The sequence below is a fragment of the Microbacterium candidum genome (assembly GCF_030315975.1).
In the GTDB taxonomy this organism is placed as follows: Bacteria; Actinomycetota; Actinomycetes; order Actinomycetales; family Microbacteriaceae; genus Microbacterium; species Microbacterium candidum.
In genome coordinates this window covers 97,556-120,939 of record NZ_JASXSZ010000005.1, presented here as the reverse complement: position 1 = coordinate 120,939, position 23,384 = coordinate 97,556, and the positions used below count along the sequence as shown (strand labels likewise).

General features: G+C 71.3%; 19 protein-coding genes. 8 read left to right on the top strand and 11 right to left on the bottom strand.

Features of this window, described 5'->3' with window-relative positions:
• Nucleotides 1-39: 39 nt before the first annotated feature.
• Genes rsmI through QSV35_RS15100 form a run of 3 tightly spaced genes read right to left on the bottom strand, consistent with a single transcriptional unit; the run spans nucleotide 40 to nucleotide 3,118 of the window.
• Nucleotides 40-858, bottom strand: a complete 819-nt coding sequence (gene rsmI, locus QSV35_RS15110) for a 16S rRNA (cytidine(1402)-2'-O)-methyltransferase (RefSeq protein ID WP_286289635.1) — start codon at nucleotides 856-858, stop codon at nucleotides 40-42.
• The gene (locus QSV35_RS15105; RefSeq protein WP_286289634.1) at nucleotides 855-1,904 is read right to left on the bottom strand and encodes a tetratricopeptide repeat protein; all 1,050 of its coding nucleotides are present in this window, start codon (nucleotides 1,902-1,904) and stop codon (nucleotides 855-857) included. The genes rsmI and QSV35_RS15105 overlap by 4 nt, the downstream gene beginning before the upstream one ends.
• Nucleotides 1,901-3,118, bottom strand: a complete 1,218-nt coding sequence (locus QSV35_RS15100; protein WP_286289633.1) for an ATP-binding protein — start codon at nucleotides 3,116-3,118, stop codon at nucleotides 1,901-1,903. Before QSV35_RS15100 ends, QSV35_RS15105 begins: the two co-directional genes overlap by 4 nt.
• 95 nt (nucleotides 3,119-3,213) lie before the next feature.
• On the opposite strand from QSV35_RS15100, the gene QSV35_RS15095 reads away from it, so the two are divergent.
• On the top strand, nucleotides 3,214-4,806 hold the full coding sequence (locus tag QSV35_RS15095; protein ID WP_286289632.1) for a dolichyl-phosphate-mannose--protein mannosyltransferase: 1,593 nt from the start codon (nucleotides 3,214-3,216) through the stop codon (nucleotides 4,804-4,806).
• Between the two features lie 21 nt (nucleotides 4,807-4,827).
• On the opposite strand, the gene hemC is transcribed toward QSV35_RS15095, so the two are convergent.
• From hemC to hemE, 4 genes are all read right to left on the bottom strand, one after another.
• Entirely contained in the window at nucleotides 4,828-5,724 is an 897-nt protein-coding gene (hemC, locus tag QSV35_RS15090) for a hydroxymethylbilane synthase (RefSeq protein WP_286289631.1), read from the bottom strand.
• Nucleotides 5,721-6,767, bottom strand: a complete 1,047-nt coding sequence (locus QSV35_RS15085; RefSeq protein ID WP_286289630.1) for a ferrochelatase — start codon at nucleotides 6,765-6,767, stop codon at nucleotides 5,721-5,723. Before QSV35_RS15085 ends, hemC begins: the two co-directional genes overlap by 4 nt.
• Nucleotides 6,764-7,432 carry a hydrogen peroxide-dependent heme synthase gene (hemQ, locus tag QSV35_RS15080; protein ID WP_286289629.1) on the bottom strand — a complete coding sequence of 223 codons (669 nt, stop codon included), beginning with the start codon at nucleotides 7,430-7,432 and terminating at the stop codon, nucleotides 6,764-6,766. The genes QSV35_RS15085 and hemQ overlap by 4 nt, the downstream gene beginning before the upstream one ends.
• Nucleotides 7,433-7,563: 131 nt before the next feature.
• Complete coding sequence (hemE, locus tag QSV35_RS15075; protein WP_286289628.1) at nucleotides 7,564-8,634, bottom strand: uroporphyrinogen decarboxylase; 1,071 nt, start codon at nucleotides 8,632-8,634, stop codon at nucleotides 7,564-7,566.
• A 65-nt stretch (nucleotides 8,635-8,699) separates the two neighbouring features.
• Here hemE and QSV35_RS15070 point away from each other — a divergent pair, with 65 nt between their 5' ends.
• Nucleotides 8,700-9,944: a glutamyl-tRNA reductase gene (locus QSV35_RS15070; RefSeq protein WP_286289627.1), complete on the top strand. Its 1,245-nt coding sequence runs from the start codon at nucleotides 8,700-8,702 to the stop codon at nucleotides 9,942-9,944.
• On the opposite strand, the gene QSV35_RS15065 is transcribed toward QSV35_RS15070, so the two are convergent.
• From QSV35_RS15065 to QSV35_RS15055, 3 genes are read right to left on the bottom strand one after another with little or no spacing between them, the layout of a single operon-like run.
• The gene (locus tag QSV35_RS15065) at nucleotides 9,941-11,836 is read right to left on the bottom strand and encodes a thioredoxin domain-containing protein (RefSeq protein ID WP_286289626.1); all 1,896 of its coding nucleotides are present in this window, start codon (nucleotides 11,834-11,836) and stop codon (nucleotides 9,941-9,943) included. The genes QSV35_RS15070 and QSV35_RS15065 overlap by 4 nt on opposite strands.
• A 4-nt stretch (nucleotides 11,837-11,840) precedes the next feature.
• A complete protein-coding gene (locus tag QSV35_RS15060; RefSeq protein ID WP_286289625.1) occupies nucleotides 11,841-12,677 on the bottom strand; it encodes an aldo/keto reductase in 837 nt (278 codons plus the stop codon).
• 34 nt (nucleotides 12,678-12,711) lie between these two features.
• Entirely contained in the window at nucleotides 12,712-12,891 is a 180-nt protein-coding gene (locus tag QSV35_RS15055) for a hypothetical protein (protein WP_286289624.1), read from the bottom strand.
• A 29-nt stretch (nucleotides 12,892-12,920) separates the two neighbouring features.
• Between QSV35_RS15055 and hrpA the strand changes: the two genes are divergently transcribed.
• The 4 genes from hrpA (at nucleotide 12,921) to QSV35_RS15035 (ending at nucleotide 20,118) form a co-directional block, all read left to right on the top strand.
• On the top strand, nucleotides 12,921-17,048 hold the full coding sequence (hrpA, locus tag QSV35_RS15050; protein ID WP_286289623.1) for an ATP-dependent RNA helicase HrpA: 4,128 nt from the start codon (nucleotides 12,921-12,923) through the stop codon (nucleotides 17,046-17,048).
• A gap of 106 nt (nucleotides 17,049-17,154) precedes the next feature.
• Nucleotides 17,155-17,427, top strand: a complete 273-nt coding sequence (locus QSV35_RS15045) for a DUF3311 domain-containing protein (protein ID WP_286289622.1) — start codon at nucleotides 17,155-17,157, stop codon at nucleotides 17,425-17,427.
• Nucleotides 17,424-19,160, top strand: a complete 1,737-nt coding sequence (gene mctP / locus QSV35_RS15040; protein WP_286289621.1) for a monocarboxylate uptake permease MctP — start codon at nucleotides 17,424-17,426, stop codon at nucleotides 19,158-19,160. Before QSV35_RS15045 ends, mctP begins: the two co-directional genes overlap by 4 nt.
• Nucleotides 19,144-20,118 (top strand): quinone oxidoreductase family protein, encoded by a 975-nt coding sequence (locus QSV35_RS15035; RefSeq protein ID WP_286289620.1) that lies wholly within the window; start codon nucleotides 19,144-19,146, stop codon nucleotides 20,116-20,118. Before mctP ends, QSV35_RS15035 begins: the two co-directional genes overlap by 17 nt.
• On the opposite strand, the gene QSV35_RS15030 is transcribed toward QSV35_RS15035, so the two are convergent.
• Nucleotides 20,115-20,960, bottom strand: coding sequence for a sulfurtransferase (locus QSV35_RS15030; RefSeq protein ID WP_286289619.1), 846 nt, complete (start codon nucleotides 20,958-20,960; stop codon nucleotides 20,115-20,117). The two genes, QSV35_RS15035 and QSV35_RS15030, sit on opposite strands and share 4 nt — an antisense overlap.
• Nucleotides 20,961-21,035: 75 nt before the next feature.
• On the opposite strand from QSV35_RS15030, the gene QSV35_RS15025 reads away from it, so the two are divergent.
• Both QSV35_RS15025 and QSV35_RS15020 read left to right on the top strand, forming a co-directional pair.
• Complete coding sequence (locus tag QSV35_RS15025; RefSeq protein WP_286289618.1) at nucleotides 21,036-22,358, top strand: O-acetylhomoserine aminocarboxypropyltransferase/cysteine synthase family protein; 1,323 nt, start codon at nucleotides 21,036-21,038, stop codon at nucleotides 22,356-22,358.
• Between the two features lie 18 nt (nucleotides 22,359-22,376).
• Nucleotides 22,377-23,357 (top strand): Gfo/Idh/MocA family protein, encoded by a 981-nt coding sequence (locus tag QSV35_RS15020; RefSeq protein ID WP_286289617.1) that lies wholly within the window; start codon nucleotides 22,377-22,379, stop codon nucleotides 23,355-23,357.
• The last annotated feature ends 27 nt before the right edge of the window (nucleotides 23,358-23,384 follow it).

Genomic DNA, 23,384 nt, shown 5'->3' with positions numbered 1-23,384 from the left:
TCATAGGGCGCGCTCAGCGAGCGGAAAAGTAACAGTCGCTCAGCTTCTGCTCGCGAGGACGGCCTGGTACAGCTCCCGACTCGAGTGCCCGGTGTGACCCGCGACTTCGCCGGCGGCATCCTTCAGCCGCGTCCCGGAGGCGACGAGCGCCGCGACCTGCGCCACGGCGTCGTCGAACGCGACCTCGCGCGCCGCCGCACCCGCGACGACGACGACGATCTCGCCCTTGACCCCGCCGTCCGCCCATTCGGCCAGCTCGTCCAAGCCGCCTCGCCGGACCTCCTCGTGGAGCTTCGTGAGCTCCCGGCAGACGGCTGCGGACCGGTCGGCGCCGAACGCCTCGGCCATGTCGGCGAGGGATGCGGCGAGCCGCGCGGGCGATTCGAAGAACACCATCGTGCGCTGCTCGGCCGACAGCGCCCGCAGGGTCGAGCCGCGATCGCCGGGCTTGCGCGGCAGGAAGCCCTCGAACGTGAACCGGTCCGTGGGAAGCCCCGAAACCGCGAGCGCGGTGACGACGGCGCTCGGTCCGGGGATCGCCGTGACCGTGACGCCTTCCGCGGCCGCGAGTGCAACGAGGGCGTAGCCGGGGTCGCTGACCGTCGGCATCCCCGCGTCCGAGAGCACCAGGACGTCCTCGTCCCGCGCGAGCGCGACCAGGTCTCCGGAACGCTCCTTCTCGTTGTGGTCGTGGAGCGCGACCAGGCGCGGGCGGTTGCCGATGCCGAGGGCCGCGAGCAGCCGCTGCGTGGTCCGGGTGTCCTCCGCCGCGACGACCGTCGCGTTCTCCAGCGCCTCCACGAGCCGCCGCGACGCGTCCCCCAGATTGCCGATCGGAGTCGCCGCGAGGATGATCACCGCCCCAGCCTATTGCGGGCCCGCGCGACAGCCGCCCGGAGGAATACGTTGGAGGCGAACGCCGCCACCAGCCCGATTGCGGACAGCGCGACCGGCCACACGACGAAGGAGGCGATCACGCTCACGAGCGCGATCGCCAGGGCGACGACCGATCCGAAGACGAGTGGATCGCGTGCGATCGCGGTCAGGATCGTGCGGCGACGCGCACCGAGTCTGACGACGAACCGTATCCCGATCGCGAGGACGACCATGATCGCCCCTCCCGTCATGATCGCGCTGAACGCGAGTGCGACGGGCGCGACCTCCTCCCCGAGCGGCGCGAGCTCCGCGTACATGCGCATCATCGCCGCCGCGAGAACTCCCGTGATGCCCCAGCGCATTGCTGACCGGTACGCGACCGCGACGTTGTGCCGTGCTCGGTCGGCTTTCGGATTCTCTCCCACGAGATCCGCGAAAGTCTGCGCCGCGTACCCGTGGTCGCCCTTGCGCATCCGGAGCACGGCGAGGTTGTTCCGCGCGTCCGGGTGCATCGGGTCGATCCGGAGCGCCTCCCGGTAGCACCGCTCGGCTTCGCCCCATTCTTCGACCGTCTGCGCAAGCAATCCTGCCGCGAACATCGGCTCGGCGACGTTCGGAGCCAATCTCCGGGCCTCTGCCGCCGATAGTCGCGTATCGGGCACGATGCCCTTCGCCGCGCAATCCGCGAGTACGACGAGGAAATGCGTGCGCCAATCCGTCGGCGCCAGCTTGCGCGCCGTGCGCGCGGCCTGCGCGGCATCCTCGGGATCGCCGGAGCGGATCGACGCGACTGCGATGAGCCGGTATGCGGTGGCATCGCCGGGCTCGAGGCTCAACGCGCGGCGGGCCGCTCTTCTGGCCTCGCCGAATCGCCGCAACTCGATGAGTGCGCGCGCGATGAGTCGCTGAATCTCCGCGTCGTCCGGATCCGCCGCAGCGAGCGGGCCCAGCACCTGCATCGCCTCCGTCGGCCGGCCGGCGTCTATGAACAGCGCGGCGCGCTGCCTCTCGCTGGGGACGCTGCTCACGAGCGCTTGGCGGACTTGAGGTAGGCGCGCAACTGCACGAACGTCCCGTCGTCGACACCGAACTGCACGACATTGCGGGCGCTGTCCAACCACGGTCCTGTCGAGGGGGTCGTCGCACGGATGGCCACCACCAGATCCTCCGATCCCACGGGCCGTGCGACCCCGGAGCGCACGCTTGCGAGGAGCGCGTTCTCGGTCGCGTGCTCGCACGCTCCAGCGATGTCCGCCCCGGAGAACCCGGCCGTGAGCTTGGCCAGCTTCGCGAAGTCGATCCCGCCTTCAAGCGGTCGACCCTCGAGCGCGCTGCGGAAGATCGCTTCCCTCGCAGCCTCGTCCGGCGGCAGGACGAGCACCGTGCGGTCGAATCGCCCGGGGCGCCGCAGGGCCGGATCGACGTCCCAGGGCTGGTTCGTGGCGGCGAGGACATACACGCCGTCGTTCGCGTCGAAGCCGTCCATCTCGACGAGAAGCTGATTGACCACGTTCCGCATCGTGGTCGAGTTCCGCGCGAGCGAACGCTTCTGACCGAGCGCGTCGATCTCGTCGAGGAAGAGGACGCACGGGGAGCTCTGACGCGCGAGCGCGAACGCTCTGCGGATGTTCTGTTCGCTGACGCCGGCGAACGGGTCGAGGACGTCGGCGATGCCTACGGACAGGAACCGTGCGCCCAGCTCGCCGGCCAATGCCCGCGCGATGTACGTCTTCCCGCATCCGGGTGGCCCGTACATCAAGAGGCCGCCGCGCACTCGCTTGCCGTAGAGACGCTGCAGCTCGGGGTTGCGCAACGGAGCGAGAAACGCGGCATCCAGGCGTTCCTTCACCTCCTCCAGTCCCCCGACGTCGGCGAGAGTGACGACCGGGCGCTCGACGTCGATGCCCGACGGATCAGCGCTCGTGAGCGGATCCGCGACGTCCTTCACGTCGTCCTCGGCCGCATGCCAATCGAAGCCCGCAGTCCCTGCCGAGTCTGCCGCCTCGGATCGGGCGTCCTGCGCGCCATCCGCCGGCTCCGCCGCACCGGCCGCGAGGGCAGCAGTCATCGCGGCGTGCGCGGCGGGATCGGCGGGCGCGAGCGCGATCGCGGCTCCCGCCTGCGCTCTCGCCTCGTCGACGTGTCCTCTCTCGAGAAGAATCCGGACGAGATGCACCCGAAGCGGAACATCATCCGGTGCGGCTTCGATCGCGCGACGCAATGAGTCGATGAGAGGGTCCACCGCACACCTTTCCCGAGGGACAGCGACGACAGAGCGATGCTACGCCGTGCGCATCGTGCCGCGATCACATCGGTTCACCTCGTACGCTTGTGCCCGTGACGTCGATCGACGAGCCCCTCCTGGCTCACGCCGCTGTGCGCCCGTCGCTGTACGACCGGTGGGTCGGACGCATCCACGCCGACCCGAGCCGTGCGCGGTTCTACGACTGGGCGGCCCCGATCCTCGTCACCGTGCTGGCCGGCATCCTCCGCTTCTGGAACCTCGCCCAGCCGCACGCGCTCGTGTTCGACGAGACGTATTACGTGAAGGATGCCTGGAGCCAGTGGATCCTCGGGTATCCGTCGACGTGGCCCAACAACGCCGACCGCGACTTCGCGGCGGGTCACACCGACATCTTCACGAAGACCGGCAGCTTCGTCGTGCACCCGCCGCTCGGCAAGTATCTGATCGGCCTCGGGATGTGGATCTTCGGCGCCGAGTCGTCGTTCGCGTGGCGCGTGGCGGTCGCGTTCGTCGGGACGATGACGGTGCTCGTCCTGTACTTCGTCGCCCGCGAGATGACCGGGTCGACGCGGTTCGCGACGGTCGCAGGACTCCTCATGGCGATCGACGGGCTCGCGATCGTCATGAGCCGTGTGTCGATCCTCGACATCTTCCTCACGTTCTTCATCCTGCTGGCGGTGTGGTTCATCCTGCTCGACAGGCGTTCCCACCTGGAACGGCTCGCTGAATTGATCGTCGCCCGCACCGCCGACGACGAACGGCTGCGCTGGGGCCCGGTGCTGTGGCGCCGGCCATGGCTGCTCGCGGCCGGCATCGCGCTGGGTGCAGCCACGGCGGTGAAGTGGTCGGGCCTGTACGTGCTCGTCGGGTTCGCGATCTATGTGATCGTGACGGATGCGCTCGCCCGTCGTCGCGCGGGCGTCGTCATGTGGGGCCTCGACTCGCTGCGCCAGGGTCTCGTCGCCGCCCTGTGGGCGGTGCCGGCGGCCCTCGTCGTCTACCTCGTCTCGTGGACCGGATGGCTCGTGACCTCCGGCGGCTACGACCGCACCTCCGCGGAAGCGCCGGCGAGCGGGTTCTGGTCGTGGGTGCCCGCTCCGCTTCGCGCCCTGTGGAACTACCACCAGGCGATGTACGGCTTCCACGTGGGTCTCACGACACCGCACACCTACGCGAGCCCGGCGTGGCAGTGGCCGTTCCTCATCCGCCCGACCTCGATGTACTGGCACCAGGACCAGTTCGGCCAGAACGGCTGCACGTTCGCGAGCAGCTGCGTGCAGGCGATCTCGAGCATCCCCAACCCGCTCATCTGGTGGGGGTCGGTGGCCGCCGCGATCTATCTCGTCTACCGCTTCATCGTCGCCCGCGACTGGCGCTACGCGGTGGTCCTCACCGCGCTCGCCGCGACGTACGTGCCGTGGCTCCTGTACCCCGAGCGCACGATCTTCCAGTTCTACACGATCGCGATGCTGCCGTTCCTCATCCTCGCGCTGACGTTCGCACTGCAGGCCCTGGCGGGCGCCTCCTCAGGCGACAGGCATCGGCGACTGGTCGGGCAGCGGGTCGTCTGGATCTACCTGATCGTGGTCGCCCTCGTCTCTGCGCTCTGGTACCCGGCGATCACCGGGATGACGATCCCGTACGACTTCTGGCGCCTGCACAACTGGATCCAGACCTGGATCTGATCCCCCGGGTCGGCGATCGCGTCAGCCCAGAGGTGCCAGCTCCGCGGCGCCGTCGGCGAGGAGGTCGGCGGCCACGCGCGCCGCAAGGTCCTCGGCGGCATCCTTCTGCAGGACCGTCGCGTGCGACGACGTGAGATGGCCTGAGCCGTCCGGGGCGTAGACGCGTGCCGTGAGGAACAGCATCCCGTCCTCGATGAACGAGTGTGCTCCCACGGGTGCCGCGCACCCGGCCTCGAGCTCGGCGAGGACGCCCCGCTCGGCGGTCGCCGTCAGGCGGGTCGCGCGGTGGTCGAGACGTGACACGAGCTTCTCGTCGCCGGTGCGCGTCTCGACGGCGAGCGCGCCCTGCGCCGGGGCGGTGGGCCAGACGTCGATGTCGATGCGCTCGGTGATCGCATCCGCCCGTCCGACGCGCTCGAGGCCGGCGACCGCGAGGATGACGGCATCCAGCCGGCGCTCGGCGTCGTCGGCGTCGAGCCGTCCGAGGCGCGTGTCGACGTTGCCGCGGATGTCGACGAGCTCGAGGTCGGGGCGACGCTCGGCCACCTGGGCGCGGCGACGCGGCGACCCGGTGCCGACGCGGGCGTGCGCGGGAAGGGTCTCGAGGGTGCGTCCGTCGCGCGCGCACAGCGCGTCGCGCGCGTCGGCGCGACGCGGGACGGCGGCGATGGAGAGACCCGGCGTCGGCGTGGTGGGGAGGTCCTTGAAGGAGTGCACGACGGCGTCGATCTCTCCGGCGAGGAGTGCGTCGCGGAGGGCTTTGGCGAACACCCCGGTGCCGCCGAGGGAGGCGAGCGACGCGGTCGAGGTGTCGCCCTCCGACGTGATGACGACGAGCTCGCCGCCGAGCGCGTCGGCGATCGTGCCGGCTTGCGCCAGTGCGAGGGCGCTCCCCCGCGTGCCGATCCGCAGGCTCATGCGCTCACCGTAGCCGTCGGTGCGCTCGATGCGGTCTGCGGAGCGTGGTCGGGCCACGGCCCCAGGTCGGTGAGATGCGGGCGCTCCGCATCCGGGGTGTCGTTCACGCGCTCCTCGACGAGGTCGACGAGGCCCGCGACGAAGAGGGGGTCGGTTCCGGGCGTCGGGATGCGCTCGACGTGCATGCCGTGGCCGGTCGCCGTCTCGACCGCCTCGGTGTCGAGGTCCCACACGACCTCCATGTGGTCGCTGACGAACCCGAACGGGACGATGACGACGCCGGGCACGCCCTGGTCGGCGAGCGCGTCGATGGCGTCGTTGATGTCGGGCTCGAGCCACGGCACGTGCGGAGAGCCGCTGCGCGACTGGTACACGAGCTCCCACGGCACGTCGGCGGCGTCCGCGAGCCGCAGGATCGCCTCGGCTCCGGCGAGGTGCTGGGCGACGTACGCGCCGCCTTCGCCGAACTCCGGTCCCGAGGCGAGCGCAGCGGCCGTCGGGATCGAGTGGGTGACGAACAGCACGCGCGATCCCTCGGGCGCACGGTCGAGCGCCGCGCGCAGCCCGGCGGCGAGCGGGGCGACGAAGCCGGGGTGGTCGAAGAACTCGCGGATGCGGTGCAGCTCCAGGTCGACGCCAGTCTCCGCGAGCGCCTTGTCGAAGTCCTCGCGGTACTGGCCGACGCCCGAGTACGACGTGTACGCGCTCGTGACGAGCACGAGGATCCGCCGGTGGCCCGCGTCCCTCAGTTCCCTGAAGGCATCGACGAAGTACGGCCCCCAGTTGCGGTTGCCCCACACCACGGGCAGATCCAGCCCGCGGCGGGCGAGTTCGGCCTCGAGCGCAGCCTTCAGCTCGCGGTTCTGCTGGTTGATGGGGCTGACCCCGCCATGGGCGCGGTAGTGGTGGGCGACCTCCTCGAGCCGGTCGTCGGGCACCCCGCGGCCGGCGGTGACGTTCCGCAGGAACGGGATGACGTCATCCTGGCCCTCCGGTCCGCCGAAGCTCGCGAGGAGGATCGCGTCGAAGGCGCCGGCGGTCACGCGAGAACCTCGGCGAGGTCGGCTGCGTCGATGCGGCGACCGGTGAAGAACGGGGTCTCCTCGCGCACGTGGAGACGCGCGTCCGTCGCCCGCAGGTGCCGCATGAGGTCGACGAGGTCGACGACGTCATCGGCTTCGAGGGCGAGGAGCCACTCGTAGTCGCCGAGCGCGAAGCTCGCCACCGTGTTGCTGAGGACCTGCGGGAACTCGCGGCCCTTGCCGCCGTGATCGGCGAGCATGCGGCCGCGGTCCTCGGCGGGCAGCACGTACCAGTCGTAGCTGCGGACGAACGGATAGACCGTCACCCAGCCCTTCGGCGCGAGGCCGCGCGCGAACGCCGGAGCGTGCTCGCGGCTGAACTCCGCCTGACGATGGACGCCCATCGCGTTCCAGGTGGGAAGGAGCGGGGCGAGCTCGCGGCTGCGGCGAAGAGCGCGCAGGTCGGCCTGCAGCTGCTGCGCTGAGTCGCCCGTGAGCCACAGGAGGACGTCGGCGTCGGCGCGCATGCCGGACACGTCGTAGAGCCCGCGCAGGCGCGGGGCGACGGATGCCGCGACCTCGGCGAACGCCTCGCCCGAGCCGCCCCCGCCCGGCGCGTTCGGGTCGCGGCGCAGCACCGCGTAGAGGGTGAAGAAGTCGGTCGCGGGGGTGTTCGGGTCGCTCACCCCTCCATCATGCGATTACGAAGCGCTGAAGCTTCGCCAACGGCCGATGTCGGTCGCCGACCCGTCGAGGCGTCGTAGCAGCACTGCAGTGGACGACCCCTCGACAAGCTCGGGGACCGGACGTCAGTGCCTCACAGCTCGTGGACGAGCTCCACGATGCGCCCGAGCACGTCGGGGTCGGTCTCCGGCGGCACGCCGTGCCCGAGGTTCACGATGTGGGCGGGGGCATCCGCCCCGCGCTCGACGACGTCGCGGACGTGCCGGCCGAGGAGCGGCCAGGGCGCCGTCAACATGGCGGGATCGATGTTGCCCTGCAGCGGCATCCGTCCGCCGAGCCGGCGGTTGGCCTCGTCGAGCGGAAGGCGCCAGTCGATGCCGACGACGTCCGCACCGAGCGCGGGGAGGGCGTCGAGCATCTCCCCCATGCCGAGCCCGAAGTGGATGCGGGGCACGTCGAGGCCGCGGAGGGCGTCGAACGCGCGGCGGGAGTGGGGCGCCACCCGGCGGATGTAGTCGTCGCGCGAGAGGGAGCCGGCCCACGAGTCGAACAGCTGCACGACGCTGGCGCCGGCGAGGACCTGGGTCTTGAGGAACGCGCCGGTGACATCGGCGCACCAGTTCAGCAGCGCCGCCCACGCGTGCGGTTCGGTGCGCATGAGAGCCCGCGTGCGCAGCTGGTCCTTCGACGGCCCGCCTTCGACGAGGTAGCTCGCAACCGTGTAGGGCGCTCCGCCGAAGCCGATGAGCGGGGTGTCGCCGAGCTCCGCGACGGTGAGGGCGACGGCATCCGCGATCGGCTGCAGCGCCTCGTGTTCGATGGGCCGCAGGCGCAAGATGTCGGCAGCCGACCGGATCGGCTCGTCGATGACGGGCCCGCGCCCCGGCACGATCCGGACGTCGACGCCGGCGAGGAGCACGGGCACGACGATGTCGCTGAAGAACACCGCCGCGTCGACGCCGTGGCGGCGGACGGGCTGGAGGGTGATCTCGGCGGCGAGGTCCGGCGTGAGGCAGGCGTCGAGCATCTCGGTGCCCACGCGACTCGCGCGGTACTCGGGCAGCGAGCGCCCGGCTTGACGCATGAACCACACCGGGAGCGTCGGGCCGCGACGGCCGAGCGCAGCCTGCACGAGCGGGCTGGCTGCGGTGCGTCCATCCCGCAGCGGGTGGCTCTCGGGCAGCGCGATCACTTCGGAGGGCATCCTCCCAGGCTACGTGCCATGACGCTGAAACCTGTTTCAGCAGGCCTGACAGCTACACTCGCCACGTGCTCTTCTGCCTGACGGCGAATCACCGCAATACCGACTTCGACGTGCTCGACCGCATCTCGCACGTGACCGGATCGGATGCCGCGGACCGCATCGCCGCGCACGACTTCGTGCGCGGCGTCATCGTGCTGTCCACGTGCAACCGCTTCGAGGCCTACGTCGAGCTCGATGAGCCGGTCCTGGTCGGCCCGTCCGGCGGTTCGGCTCTGGCTCGCGAGGCGGTCGTCGACGCGCTGCGCGACGCCGGTGCCGAGTCCGGGGACGCCGATGCGCTCGACGCATCCGCCACCTGCGTCGTCGGCGACGACGTGGTGCGGCACCTGTTCGCGGTGAGCTCTGGACTGGAGTCGATGGTCGTCGGCGAGGAGGAGATCAGCGGCCAGGTCCAGCGATCGCTCGTCGCCGCGCGCGCCGCGGGCACGACGAGCACGCTCCTCGAGCAGGCGTTCCAGCGCGCGACCCGCACGACGCGCGAAGTGCGCGCCAAGGCGGATGTCGCCGCCGGCGGGCGCTCGCTCGCCCGCTTGGCGCTGGATCTCGCCGAATCCCGGGTGACCGACTGGGCCACCGTGCGCGTGCTGCTCGTCGGCACCGGGTCGTACGCGGCCACGACGATCACGGCGCTCCGGGCGCGCGGCGCCGTCGACGTCCGCGTGTTCTCCGCCACCGGCCGCGCGGAGAAGTTCGCCCTCAAGTACGGCGTGCGCCCCGAACGGGTGCTCCGCGACGCGATCGCCGACGCCGACATCGTCCTGACGTGCACGGCCAAGTATGTCGTGACGGTCGCCGATATCCCCGACACCGCCCCGCGCCTCATCGTGGACCTCGGGCTCCCCCGCAACGTCGACCGCGCCGTGGGCGAGCTCGCCGGCGTCGAGCTGATGGACCTCGAGCTCCTCGGACGCCACGCGGCCCTCCCCGAGCTCGGTGCCGGCGCGCATGAGCTCGTCGGCTCGGCCGCCTCGACGTTCACGGCGGAGCGGGTCGCCGCATCCTCCGTCGTCGCGGTGCGCACCCACATCCAGCAGGTGCTCGATGCAGAGCTCGCCCGCACCTCGGATCCTCAGGTCGCCGCCGCCCTGCGACACTTCGCCGGCGTCCTGGCGCACACGCCGTCGGTGCGCGCCCGGGAGCTCGCCGCCGACGGCCGGATCGACGAGTTCGAGTCCGCGCTCGGCACGGTCTTCGGCATCGAGGTCGCCCCGGCTGTGCGTGCGGTCGACGACGACCTCGCCGCCGGCTAGCCCAGCTCGTCCGGGTCGGTGACCGGCAGCCGGCAGACGAAGTCGCGACAGTCGTAGGCCGTCGCCCTGCCGTCCGCGCGCGTCTTTCCCTCGAACAGCGAGAGCCCGGCCTCGGAGAACGCCCGAGCCTGCGCCTCCGTCACGAACGCGAGGACGTCGGCGGGGAGGCCGCGTGCCCGCTGGGACAGCGCGTCCTCCGGGTCGTCGGTCACGACGACGACGTGGCGCGGGCCCCGGGCGAGCAGCAGCGCCGCTTCGAGCATCGATCCGTGCGACAGCGGCTCGGCGAGGGACCGCGCAGTGTATGCGCGCACGATGTCCGCCGCCCACTCCCGGAACTCCTGCCCCGCCCCGAGCAGCCACAGCGCGAGCGCGCCGAGCGCGAGCGCGGACGGCCCCGACGGGTGGTCGGAGTCGGACGAGTCGGGTGGATCCGGAGTGCCCTGCGCCTTGAGGACGGGATCCGCCCAACCGCCTCGCGGAGCGGGTGTCCGGTCCCCGAGCTTGTCGAGGGGTCGCACCGACGCGCTGGCCACGTTCGACCCCTCGACGGGCTCGGGGACCAGGGGGGAAATACCGAGGAAAGTATCCAGCACGTCCCGGGCGGCGACCGCGTAGGCGACCTCGCCCGTGGCCGCGGCGAGCGCACACAGGCCCGCCGTGAGGAGCCCCGCATCCTCCGCCGTCCCGGCGGCGCGGGAGGGGATGTCATCGAGGGAGGCGCGCAGCAGCCGGCCGTCATCCGCGATGTTCGACTCGAGCACCGCGTCGGCGGCCCAGCGGGCGGCTTCGACGAACCGCGGCTCGGCGAGCCGGGACCCGGCGCGAGCCAGGGCACGGATGGCGAGGCCGTTCCAGCCCGTGACGATCTTCCCGTCGATCGCGGGAGGCTCCAGATCCGCGCGGCCCGCCGCATCCGCGCGGTAGTACCCGCCCTCGGAGCGTGCGCCCTCGATCCAGGACTCGGAATCCTGCGCGGCCGCGAATCCGCCCGACGGCTGCTGCAGCACGCCCGTCAGGAACCCGGCGATCGACCGGGCGAGGTCGTCGCGACCCGCATCCAACGCGACGTCGAGGAGGCCTGCATTGTCGGTGAGCATGCGCTCGTAGTGCGGCTCGGTCCAGTCGCGCCGGGTCGCGTAGCGGAAGAAGCCGCCGTCGACGTCGTCGCACAGCGGCGAGGAGGCCATCGCCGCCAGTGCGCGCGTGACGACATCGGTCGATCCTGCCGCGTGCAGGAAGCCGAGCGCCGGGGCCATCGGGAACTTGGGGGTCGCCGCATCCGCCCCCGACCCGGCGAATCCCCCGAACTCGGGGTCCTCGAAGGACGCGGCGCGGGTCGCCGCATCCTCGAGCTCCGCCGCTGTCGGCAGATCGGACGCCGAGGTCTTCCCCGCCTCCGCCAGCGCCTCGACGACCGCGGACGCTGCGGCATCCACCGTCTCCCGTCGCTCGGTCCACGCCTGTCGGACGGCGGCGAGCACCTGTGTGAACGAGGGCATTCCGCCGCGCGGCTCCGGCGGGAAGTACGTCCCGGCGAAGAATGCGCGGCCGTCCGGCGTCGTGAAGACGCTGAGCGGCCAGCCGAGGCTGCGCGTGAACGCGCTCGCCGCGGCGAGGTAGGCCTCGTCGACCTCGGGGTGCTCCTCGCGGTCGACCTTCACGGAGACGAATCCGTCGGCGAGCTCGGCCGCGATGACGGGATCTGCGAACGACTCGCGCGCCATCACGTGACACCAGTGGCAGGTCGAGTATCCGATCGATACGAAGACCGGGACATCGCGCCTGCGCGCCTCGGCGAAGGCCTCCTCGCCCCACGGGTACCACGCGACGGGGTTCGTCGCGTGGGCCCGCAGGTAGGGGCTCGCCGAGGTCGCGAGGCGCTCGTTCACGGGATCAGTTGACCTCGTTGGGGTCGGCCGACACGCGGCCCGAGCCGTCCGGCTGGTCGAGCTCGTCGATGGCGGCGATCTCGGCGTCCGACAGGGCGAAGTCGAACACATCGAGGTTCTCGGCGAGACGCGCGCGCTGCACCGACTTCGGGAACAGGATGTGGCCGTGCTGGAGGTGCCAGCGGATGACGACCTGAGCGGGCGTCTTGCCGTGCGCGGTCGCCGCGTCCGCGACGGCGGGAGTCCCGAACAGGTCGTACTTGCCCTGGCCGAGAGGTCCCCACGCCTCGATGTGGATGCCGTGGCGGGACGCCCACGACGTGACCTCGCGCTGCTGGTGCGCGGGGTGCAGCTCGATCTGGTCGACCGCGGGGACGACGCCGGTGTCGGCGACGATGCGCTCCAGGTGCGGGACGAGGAAGTTGGAGACGCCGATGCTGCGCGCAAGACCCTGGTCGCGCAGGTCGATCAGCTGCGCCCACGCGTGCGAATAGTTGTCGCGCGCGGGCGTCGGCCAGTGCACGAGGTACAGGTCGACCTGGTCGAGGCCGAGCTTCTCGAGGCTCTCGCGGAGGGCCGCCTGCGGCTCGTCTCCGTCGTGGCGGTCGTTCCACAGCTTGGTCGTGACGAACAGCTCGTTGCGTGCGATGCCGCTCGTGGCGATCGCGGCGCCCACGCCCTCCTCGTTGCCGTAGATGGCGGCGGTGTCGATGTGGCGGTAGCCGAGCTCGAGCGCCTCGCTGACGGCGCGCTCGGTGTCGGCCGGCGGCACCTTGAACACGCCGTAGCCGAGCTGGGGGATGGTGTAGCCGTCGTTGAGCTGGATGTCGGGGACAGTCATGCTCCCAGCCTAGAAGTGCCGGGCACCGCGCGGTTCAGTCGGCCGCGTGGCGCTCCTGGTCGAGCAGCTGCACGAGTTCCGCATCCCAGTCGACCGGCGCGGGCTTCGCCTGATGGGCGTCCATCGCGACCGGCAGGGGCGCGAGAGCCGCGAGCCGCTCGAAGAGGTTCTCCGCGAACTCCCGCAGGAGTCCGAACATCGCCGCTCGATCCATGGCGACACCCCCTCGCATCCGTCGTCGAGATGAAAGAGCGGCCTCGCGACCGGTTGATACGATCGAAGGCTGTGTCCGCGACCGAACCTGTGATCTCCTACCCGCCTGAGCTGCCCGTCAGCGCCGCGCGGGACGAGATCGCGCGCGCCATCCGCGAGAACCAGGTCGTCATCGTCGCCGGCGCGACGGGTTCCGGCAAGACGACGCAGCTGCCGAAGATCTGCCTGGAACTCGGCCGAACCGCCATCGCGCACACGCAGCCGCGCCGCATCGCGGCGCGCACGATCGCCGAGCGCGTCGCCGAAGAGCTCCACACGCCCCTCGGCGGGATCGTCGGCTACAAGGTGCGCTTCACCGACAAGGTGTCGGCCGACACGCGCATCGCGCTCATGACCGACGGCATCCTCCTCAACGAGATCCACCGCGATCGGATGCTGCGCCGCTACGACACGATCATCGTCGACGAGGCGCACGAGCGGTCGCTCAACGTCGACTTCCTTCTCGGGTACCTCAAGCGCCTGCTCCCGAAGCGCCCCGACCTCAAAGTCGTCATCACGAGCGCGACGATCGACCCGGAGAGCTTCGCGAAGCACTTCGCGGATGCGTCGGGAAGGCCCGCACCCGTCATCGAGGTGTCCGGGCGCACGTATCCCGTCGAGATCCGGTATCGGGGCGGGGCGGACGCGGCGAGCGACGGCGACGACGCCTCGCTCCCCACGCCCACTCCAGACGGCGCTGGCGCGCCGCCCGGAGCCTCCGGGCGCGTGGGCCCAGGCTCGGCGGCCGGTGCGGGCGAGCGCGATGACGTCGACGGCATCCTCGGCGCCCTGCGCGAGCTCGACCGCGAGCCCGCGGGCGACGTCCTCGTCTTCCTCCCCGGCGAGGCGGAGATCCGGGATGCGGCGGATGCCGTCCGCGGCATGTACGCGAAGGATGCCGCCCCCACCGAGGTGCTCCCGCTCTACGGGCGACTGTCGGCGGCGGAGCAGCACCGCGTCTTCGAGCGATCCACGCTCCCCGGCGTGCGCCGCCGCGTCATCCTCTCGACCAACGTCGCCGAGACGAGCCTGACGGTCCCCGGCATCCGATACGTCGTCGACACCGGCACCGCGCGCATCTCGAGGTACAGCAACCGCAGCAAGATCCAGCGGCTGCCGATCGAGGCGATCTCGCAGGCGTCCGCGCAGCAGCGATCGGGCCGCGCCGGCCGCACGGCGCCCGGCATCGCCATCCGCCTCTTCGCCGAGGACGACTTCGAGAAGCGCCCGGAGTTCACCGAGCCGGAGATCCTCCGCACGAGTCTCGCGAGCGTCATCCTGCAGATGCTGGCGCTCGGATTCGGCGACATCCAGGCATTTCCGTTCCTGACTCCCCCGGACTCGCGCGGCGTCAAGGCGGCCTTCGACCTGCTCGTCGAGCTCGGTGCCGTGTCCATCCGCCGGGGGGACCCCGGTCAGCACGCGCTCACCGAGATCGGCCGCGAGCTCGCGCGGCTGCCGATCGATCCGCGCTTCGCACGCATGCTCGTCGAGGCGCGGCGGACGGGCGTGCTGCCCGAGGTGCAGGCGATCGTGGCGGGCCTGTCGATCCAGGACGTGCGCGAGCGCCCGGAGGATCGGCGCGAGGAGGCCGACCGGCTGCACGCGCGGTTCACCGATCCGACGAGCGACTTCCTCACCCTCCTGAACCTCTGGAACCACCTCCAGGAGCAGCAGCGCGAGCTCGGATCGAGCGCGTTCCGGCGTCTGTGCCGCGCCGAGCATCTCAACTATGTGCGCGTGCGGGAATGGTTCGACGTGCACCGCCAGCTGCAGTCGCTCATCCGCGATCCCCGACGCGGTTCGTTGAGCGAGGAGCGCACCGATTCCTCCCCCCGCGGGTCGTTGAGCGCGCGGAGCTCAGCGAGCCGCGATGACGGCGCCGCCGATCCGGATGCCGTGCACCGCGCGATCCTCGCCGGCCTCCTCTCGCACATCGGAGTGATCGACGAGCGCTCGACCCCTCGACAGGCTCGGGGACCCAAGCCGACCCGGCCGATCACGCAATACATCGGCGCGCGCGGCGCCCGGTTCGCGATCTTCCCTGGATCGGGGCTGCGCAAGAAGCAGCCGTCCGCGGTGATGGCGGCCGAGCTCGTCGAGACGAGCCGGCTCTTCGCCCGCACGGTGGCAGCGATCGACCCGGCGTGGGCCGAGCCGCTCGCGGGTGACCTGGCCAAGCGTCAGCTCTCCGACCCGCATTGGTCGAAGGATGCGGGAGCAGCCGTCGCGGCGGAGAAGGTCACGCTGTTCGGGGTCGAGATCATCCCCCGTCGCCGCGTGCAGCTCGCCCGGATCGACCGCCCGCTCGCGCGGGAGATGTTCATCCGGCACGCCCTCGTCGAGGAGGAGTGGGACCCCTCCCGGCTCGACAAGCGGCTCACCGCGTTCGTCCGTCGCAACCTCGAGCTGCGCCGTCGCCTCGAGAAGATCGAGGAGCGGGAGCGGCGCCGCGACATCCTCGCCGGCGACGAGACCGTCTACGCGTTCTACGACGCGCGCATCCCCGCCGACGTCTTCGACCTGCGCTCCTTCGAGTCCTGGTGGAAGGATGCGCAGCCCCGCACGCCCCGCCTCCTCGACATGTCGGAGGCCGATCTCGCCGACGACGCCTCGCGCGCCGACGAGCGCGACTTCCCGGCTCGCTGGCGGCAGGGCGATCAGGTGCTCTCGCTCGCGTACCGCTTCGAGCCGGGCGCCCCGGACGACGGCGTGACGGCGGTCGTGCCGCTCGCGCTCCTCCAGCAGCTGCGCCCGGACGGCTTCGACTGGCAGGTCGCCGGAATGCGGGACGAGCTCATCACAGGGCTCCTGCGCGCCCTCCCGAAGTCGATCCGCCGCCATGTCGTGCCCGCGGCCGACTGGACCGCGAAGCTCTCCGAGGAGGTCCGGGGCGGCGGTCCGGAGTCGCACGACGGGATGCCGCCGCAGACGCTGCGCGAGGCCCTCGCCGCCCGCATCCAGCGCGTCGCCAATCAGCCCGTGACCGCTGCCGACTTCGAGGTCGAGCGGGTGCCCGCCCACCTCATGATGTCGTTCCGTGCCGTGGACGAGCGCGGGCGGGCCATCGCGTCGGATCGCGATCTCGGTGCGCTTCAGGCGAAGCTGGCGTCGCGGTCCCGCGACGCTGTCTCCCGCTCCCTCAACCGCGGCCCGTCAAGCGAGGGAGGAACGACCGAGTCGAAACGCGGTGACTCTGCGTTTCGACTCGCTTCGCTCGCTCAACGACCGGGAGAAGCAGCATCCTTCGCGGAGCGCCCCGGCCTCACCACGTGGGACTTCGACGCCATTCCCGCGGTCGTCGACACGAAGGTCGCGGGCGGCGTCGTGCGGGGCTACCCCGCCCTCGTCGACGAGGGCGCGACGGTGGCGACGCGCATCGAGGCGACGCCCGAGGCCGCAGAGCGGGCGACGCGGGCCGGCATCCGCCGACTCGTCCTCCTCGCGGTGCCGTCGGCCGCGCCGTACGTCCTCGAGCACCTGACGTCGCCGGAGAAGCTCGCGCTGGCCGCGTCCCCGTATCCGTCGGCCAAGGCGCTCATCGAAGACGCCCGCGTCGCGGTGGCGGATGCGGTCATCCGCCGCGTCGCTCCTTCCGGCGTCGTGCGGACGAAGGCGGAGTTCGAGAGCGTGCGCGACGCGTTCTCCGCAGCGGCCGTCGACGACGCGTTCGCGTGCGTGTCATTGGCGGCCCGTATCCTCACGCGCGCCCGCGACGTCGAGCGCGCCGTGAAGGCCCAGACCAGCATGGCGCTCATCGGCCCGCTGGGAGACATCCGGTCGCAGCTCGCGGGGCTCGTCTTCCCCGGATTCGTGTCGCGGATCGGCACGGAGCGGCTCGCGCACGTGCCCCGCTACCTCGAGGGCGCGATCGTGCGTCTGCAGGGCCTCGCCGACAACCCCGGGCGCGACCGCGCGTGGCTGACCGAGTTCGAGCGCGCCGCCGCGGCGTACGCGGATGCCGGCGGTACGATCCCGCCCGCAGACGGTTCGCCTGCACACCTGGTGCACGCCCGCTGGCTCCTCGAGGAGTACCGGGTGAGCCTGTTCGCGCAACGCCTCGGAACCGCCGAGCCGGTGTCGCTGCAGCGCATCCAGAAGGCCCTCGCCGGTTCCTGAACACCCGTTCGCAAGGGGTCTTGACGGCGCCCGCCGCGCGGGTGAATCGTGAGGAATATACCGCCGAAAGGCGGCTCCACGTCCCCCAGCGAAGGAGCCGATAACGATGTCCTCCCCAGACTCCCCCACCCGCGGACCAGCCCGTCCGCTCCCGTATGTGCTCGCCGGCATCCTCGTCGTCATCGCGATCGTGCTGCCGCTCTGGGTGCCGATGTACGCGAAGGCGGAACCGGCGCTGTGGGGCTTCCCGTTCTTCTACTGGTACCAGCTGCTGTGGGTGTTCATCGCGGCCGGTCTCCTCGGGATCGCATACCTGATCATCCGCAAGGAGGACAAGCGGCGCCGCGCCGAGGTCCGTGACGGGCAGGTGCAGCGATGATGCCGCTCGTCGCCACCGGGGCGACCGCCGTCGTCGCCACCGCCGCCACCCTCGCGCCTCCGGACCGCCCGATCGCCTGGGTGCCGTTCGCCATCGTCGTCGTGCTGTTCGTGGTCGTCGCGGTCATCGGGTTCATGGCATCCCGCTGGCGCACCGATCCGGCGTCGCGCGGCCTGCACTCGCTCGACGAGTGGGGGCTCGGCGGCCGCGGCTTCGGCACGTGGGTCACGTGGTTCCTCCTCGGCGGAGACCTCTACACCGCGTACACCTTCGTCGCGGTGCCCGCGGCGATGTGGGCGTCGGGCGCGGTCAGCGGCTTCTTCGCGGTGCCGTACACGATCGTCCTCTACCCGATCGTCTTCGTCCTGATGTCGAGGCTCTGGTCGGTGTCGCACCGGCACGGCTATGTGACGCCGGCGGACTTCGTCGGCGGCCGCTACGGCAGCCGCGCCCTGTCTCTCGCGGTCGCCATCACGGGTATCGTCGCGACGATGCCGTACATCGCGCTGCAGCTCGTGGGCATCAAGGCGGTGCTGACGGTCCTGGGGCTCGGGTCGAACACGAACCCGTTCATGGCCGACCTGCCGCTGATCATCGCGTTCGTGGTGCTCGCCGCGTACACGTACACCGGCGGCCTGCGCGCTCCCGCACTCATCGCGATCGTCAAGGACGTCCTGATCTACGTCGCGATCGTCGTGGCGATCATCTATCTGCCGACGAAGTTCGGCGGCTGGGAGGGCATCTTCGGCGCGGCCGAGCACAAGCTGAGTCAGACGAATCCCGCGACCGGCAATCCGTTCGGCGCGGTCATCCCGGGAGCTGCGAGCTTCAACGCCTACTGGACGCTCGCCCTGGGCTCGGCCATGGCCCTGTTCATGTACCCGCACTCGATCACCGGCGTCCTGTCGACGAAGAGCCGCAACACGATCCGCCGGAACTCGATGGTGCTGCCGCTGTATTCGCTGCTCCTCGGCTTCCTCGCGCTCCTCGGCTACGTCGCGATCAAGGCGGGCACCGTGCCGGTCGATGTGAACGGCTCGATCAACGCCCAGCTCGTCGTCCCGCAGCTGTTCCTGGACTCCTTCCCGGGGTGGTTCGCCGGCATCGCGCTCGGCGCCATCGCGATCGGGGCGCTGGTGCCGGCGGCGATCATGTCGATCGCCGCATCGAATCTGTTCACGCGGAACATCTACAAGGACTTCTTCAAGAAGGATGCGAACCCGAAGCAGGAGGCGAACGTCTCCAAGCTCGTGTCGCTCCTGGTCAAGCTCGGCGCGCTCGTCTTCGTCCTCGGGATGGACCAGTCCTCCGCGATCAACCTGCAGCTGCTGGGCGGCATCTGGATCCTCCAGACGTTCCCCGCGATCGTCGCGGGCCTGTACACGCGCTGGTTCAACAAGTGGGCGCTGCTGATCGGCTGGGCCGCGGGCATCGCCTACGGCACCGTCATGGCGTACAACGTCATCAATCCGGCGACGCACGCGCACTTCGGCGGATCGATCGCGCCGTTCCCGTTCACATCCGTCCCCGTGTACATCGGCGTGTCCGCCTTCGTCATCAACGCGGTGGTGTCGATCGGCCTGACCCTGATCCTCAAGGCGGTCAGGGTGCGCGACACGGCGGATGCGACCCGCGTCTCCGACTACGGAGCCGATGAGGACGACGCGACCGTCAAGCAGATCGAGGCCCAGGCCGCCGAGGAGGTCGAACAGGGGAATGCCTGGACCGCCTGAGGCGGTTGCCGACGACATGACCTACGCGATCCAGTACACGGAGTTCGGAGGACCGGAGGTCCTCACCCTCGTCGAGATCCCGACTCCCGTTCCCGGCGAGGGCGAGGTGCTCGTCCACGTCGAGGCCGTCGGCGTCAACCCGTTGGAAGGCAAGCAGCGTTCGGCGCTGCGCCCGACCGGGCCGATCACGACACCGCGCCGGCCCGGAGCGGATGCGGCGGGTGTCGTCGCGGCGATCGGCACCGGCGTCGAGGGCCTCCGTGTCGGGGAGCCGGTCGTCGTCTTCACCTCGCGGGGCACCTACGCCTCCGACGTCATCGCGCCGGCGTCGCACGTGCAGCCGCGCCCGCCCGCCGTCTCGGCGGAGCAGGGGGCCGCCCTCGGCATCCCCATCGGCACGGCCTACCAGACGCTGCGCTCACTCGCCGTCGGCGCGGGCGACACGCTACTGATCCACGGCGGCTCGGGAGCCGTCGGGCAGGCCATGATCCAGTTCGCGAGGATGCAGGGCGCCACCGTCGTCGCGACGTGCTCGCCGCGCCGGTTCGAACGGGTCGAGTCGATCGGCGCGACGCCGGTGGCCTACGGGCCAGGAGTGGAAGACCGCATCCGGGCCGCGGCTCCGCAGGGCGTGACGGTCGCCGTCGACATCGCCGGCACCGATGAGGCGCTGGAATCCTCCCTCGCGCTCGTCTCCGACCACCAGCGGATCGCCACGCTCGTCATGGGCTTCAAGGCGGCCGGCCTCGGCATCCGCGCCTTCTCGGGCGGCTCGCCCGTCCCACTCACCGCCCAGGAGTCGGCGTGGCGTGCCGAGGGCATTCCGGTCGCGCTCGCACTGCTCGCCACGGGCGGATTCACCGTCGAGGTGGGCCCGTCCTTCCCGCTCGCCGACGCCGCCGACGCCCACCGCGCCGTCGAGGCCGGCGTCGACGGGAAGGTGATCCTGATCCCCTAAGAGACAGCGCCTCCGGGCTCGGCGCCGGTGGCGACCGGCATGCCGGGCGTGTTCGACCAGGCGCTCCAGGAGCCGGGGTACACGGCGACCTCGATGCCGGCGACCGCCCCTGCGAGCGCCGTGTGCGCGGCGGTGACGCCGGAGCCGCAGTAGGCGGCGGCCGGGGTGTCCCCGGCGACGCCGACCGCGGCGAAGACGTCCCGCAGCTCAGGAGCCGAGCGGAAGCGGCCGTCCTCCAGCAGCGAGGTGGCCGGGACGTTGACGGAGCCCGGGATGTGGCCGGCGATGGGATCCATGGGCTCGGTCTCGCCGCGGTACCGCTCTGCGGCGCGCGCGTCGATCAGGACCCCGGATGCCGGCCACTGCGCCGCATCCGTCAGCGTCAGGGTCCCGTCGGCGAAGTCCCGCAGAACGACATCCCCGGGCGCAGCGACAACGTCTCCCACCTCCAGTCCGAACCCGGATGCGATCCAGCCTCGCAGGCCGCCGTCGAGCACGCGCACGTCAGCGACTCCGGCGCGCGTCAGCAGCCACCACGCGCGGGCCGCGGCGACGGAGTTGTAGTCGTCGTAGACGACGACGGCGTCGCCGGCGGATACACCCCACCGACGCGCCGCATCCTGGAGCGTCGCGAGCGAGGGCAGCGGATGCCGCCCCTCCTCCGGTCGGCCGTGCGTCGACAGCTCGGTGTCCATGTCGACGAACACCGCGCCCGGAAGGTGCCCTTCCGCGTACGCCTCGCGCCCGTCGGCGCGGGCGAGGTCCCACCGCACGTCGAGGAGACGCGGCGGGTTGTCGGCGAGGAGGGAGGCGAGCTCGGACGGGGCGATGATCGGTGACACCCCCTCATCCTCTCCCCTGCAACACTTCGACACACGCACGCGGGGCGCCGGAGGCACCGCCGGGAGAATAGCGGGATGACTTCCTCCGCCGACTCCGCAGCGACCTCCTTCGCGACGGCCCAGGTCCAGGCCGGCTACGCGGCGGGGACCCCGCAGCACACGTCGGTCCCCCCGATCTACCAGTCGAACGCGTTCGAGTTCGCGTCTCTGGAGGAGGCGCGCGACCTCTTCGCCCTGCGCCGCGACGGCAACATCTACTCGCGCGCGGCGAACCCCACGGTCGCCGTGTTCGAGCAGCGGATCGCCGCTCTCGAGGGCGGCATCGGCGCGGCCGGCGTCGCGTCCGGGCAGGCGGCGGTCGCGGTCGCGCTCCTCGCCCTCGCGAAGGCGGGCGAGCACATCGTCGCCGCGCGCCAGCTCTACGGCGGCACGATCGACCTGCTCGCCGACACGTTCGTCGACTGGGGCATCGAGACGACGTTCGTGGACCAGAACGACGTCGACGCTTGGCGGGATGCGGTGCGCCCGACGACCCGCGCGTTCTTCGCCGAGTCGGTGACGAACCCGAACGCCGAGGTGCTCGATGTCCGCGCGGTCGCCGATATCGCGCACGCCGCGGGCGTCCCGCTCGTCATCGACAACACCGTGGCCACGCCGTATCTGCAGCGCACGAAGGACTTCGGCGCCGACATCTCGGTGCACTCCGCGACGAAGTTCCTGGGCGGGCACGGCACGTCGCTGGCGGGCGCGGTCGTCGACCTCGGCACGTTCGACTTCGCCGCGGATCCCGCGCGCTGGCCGCAGCTGAACGAGCCGTACGAGCGCGTCCACGGCGGGAGCCTCGTCGAGCGCTACGGCGAGAAGGCCTCGCCCTACATCGCGCTCGTGAAGACCAAGTACGTGCACGACCTCGGTCCGTCGCTGTCCGCGTTCAACGCATGGCAGATCCTGCAGGGCATCGAGACGCTGGATCTGCGGATGCGGCGGCACAGCGACTCGGCGCTCGCCGTCGCGCGATTCCTCGAGACGCATCCCGCCGTCGCGCGCGTGCACCACCCGGGCCTCGTCTCCGACGCGGGCCACGCTGCTGCCCGGACGTACCTGCCGCGGGGCGCGGCATCCGTCTTCTCCTTCGACCTGCACCCGACCGGGGACGCCGACGGCGACTTCGACCGCGTCGCGCGCGTGATCGAGGCCCTGAAGGTCGTCCGGCTGGTCGCGAACATCGGCGATGCGCGCACCCTCGTCGCGCACCCGGCATCCATGACCCACAGCCACATGCCGGCCGCGCTGCTCGCGGAGGCGGGCATCACCCCGACGACGGTGCGCCTGTCGGTCGGGCTGGAGGAGATCGACGACGTCATCGCCGACCTGGCGCAGGCGCTCGACCGCGCGTAGCCCGGTAGGCTCGGCCGCATGACCGGTCTTCGATGGGGAATCCTCGCGACGGGCGGCATCGCCCACGCGTTCACGAGCGACCTGCGCACCGCGGGTCTCGACGTCGCCGCAGTAGGGTCCCGGCGGAAGGATGCGGCGGATGCGTTCGCCGCGCAGTTCGAGATCCCCCGCGCCCACGACTCGTACGAGGCGCTCGCCGAGGACCCCGACGTCGACATCATCTACATCGCTACGCCGCATCCGTCGCACGCGGAGAACGCCGTCCTCGCGCTCGAGAACGGCAAGCACGTCCTCGTCGAGAAGCCGTTCACCCTCACCGGACCCGAGGCCGAACGGGTGCGCGACGCCGCGCGCGCGGCCGGCCTTCTCGCCATGGAGGCGATGTGGACGCGCTACCTGCCGCACATCGAGAAGGTGCGGGGGCTCGTCCGCAGCGGCGCCGTGGGCGAGGTCCGCACGGTCTTCGCCGACCACACGCAGAGCCTTCCGCGTGATCCCGCGCACCGCATCAACGCACTCGAGCTCGGCGGCGGCGCCCTGCTCGACCTCGGGATCTATCCGATCTCGTTCGCGTGGGACATGGTCGGAGCGCCCGCCACGATCACCGCGCGCGGACGCCTGTCCGAGACGGGTGCGGACACCGAGGTCGCGACGATCTTCACGCACGGCTCGGGGGCGGTGTCGACCTCCATCTCCTCCTCGCGCGCGGCCGGCCCCAACACGGCCCACATCGTCGGCACGGAGGCCCGCATCGACATCGACCGGATCTTCTACTCGCCGACCTCGTTCCGGCTGACGCGCCCGGACGGCGAGGTCGCCGAGGTCTTCGAATCGCACGTACAGGGCCGCGGCATGCAGTTCCAGGCTCTCGCCGCGGAACGGTTCGTCGCGGAGGGTCGCACGGACAGCGACGTCCTCCCGATCGATGAGACCGTCGCGATCATGCACGCCCTCGACGAGATCCGCGGTCAGATCGGGGTGCATTACCCGCAGGGATAATCCCGCTGCCGCAGAGTACAGTGACCC

Bases quoted from the DNA above. Each gene is read 5' to 3' on its own strand.
- mctP (WP_286289621.1), top strand. From the start codon at position 17,424: ATGATGCCGCTCGTCGCCACCGGGGCGACCGCCGTCGTCGCCACCGCC.
- QSV35_RS15060 (WP_286289625.1), bottom strand. From the start codon at position 12,677: ATGACTGTCCCCGACATCCAGCTCAACGACGGCTACACCATCCCCCAG.
- hemE (WP_286289628.1), bottom strand. From the start codon at position 8,634: ATGCCCTCCGAAGTGATCGCGCTGCCCGAGAGCCACCCGCTGCGGGAT.
- QSV35_RS15020 (WP_286289617.1), top strand. From the start codon at position 22,377: ATGACCGGTCTTCGATGGGGAATCCTCGCGACGGGCGGCATCGCCCAC.
- QSV35_RS15035 (WP_286289620.1), top strand. From the start codon at position 19,144: ATGCCTGGACCGCCTGAGGCGGTTGCCGACGACATGACCTACGCGATC.
- hemC (WP_286289631.1), bottom strand. From the start codon at position 5,724: ATGAGCCTGCGGATCGGCACGCGGGGGAGCGCCCTCGCACTGGCGCAA.
- QSV35_RS15055 (WP_286289624.1), bottom strand. From the start codon at position 12,891: ATGGATCGAGCGGCGATGTTCGGACTCCTGCGGGAGTTCGCGGAGAAC.
- QSV35_RS15045 (WP_286289622.1), top strand. From the start codon at position 17,155: ATGTCCTCCCCAGACTCCCCCACCCGCGGACCAGCCCGTCCGCTCCCG.
- hrpA (WP_286289623.1), top strand. From the start codon at position 12,921: ATGAAAGAGCGGCCTCGCGACCGGTTGATACGATCGAAGGCTGTGTCC.
- QSV35_RS15025 (WP_286289618.1), top strand. From the start codon at position 21,036: ATGACTTCCTCCGCCGACTCCGCAGCGACCTCCTTCGCGACGGCCCAG.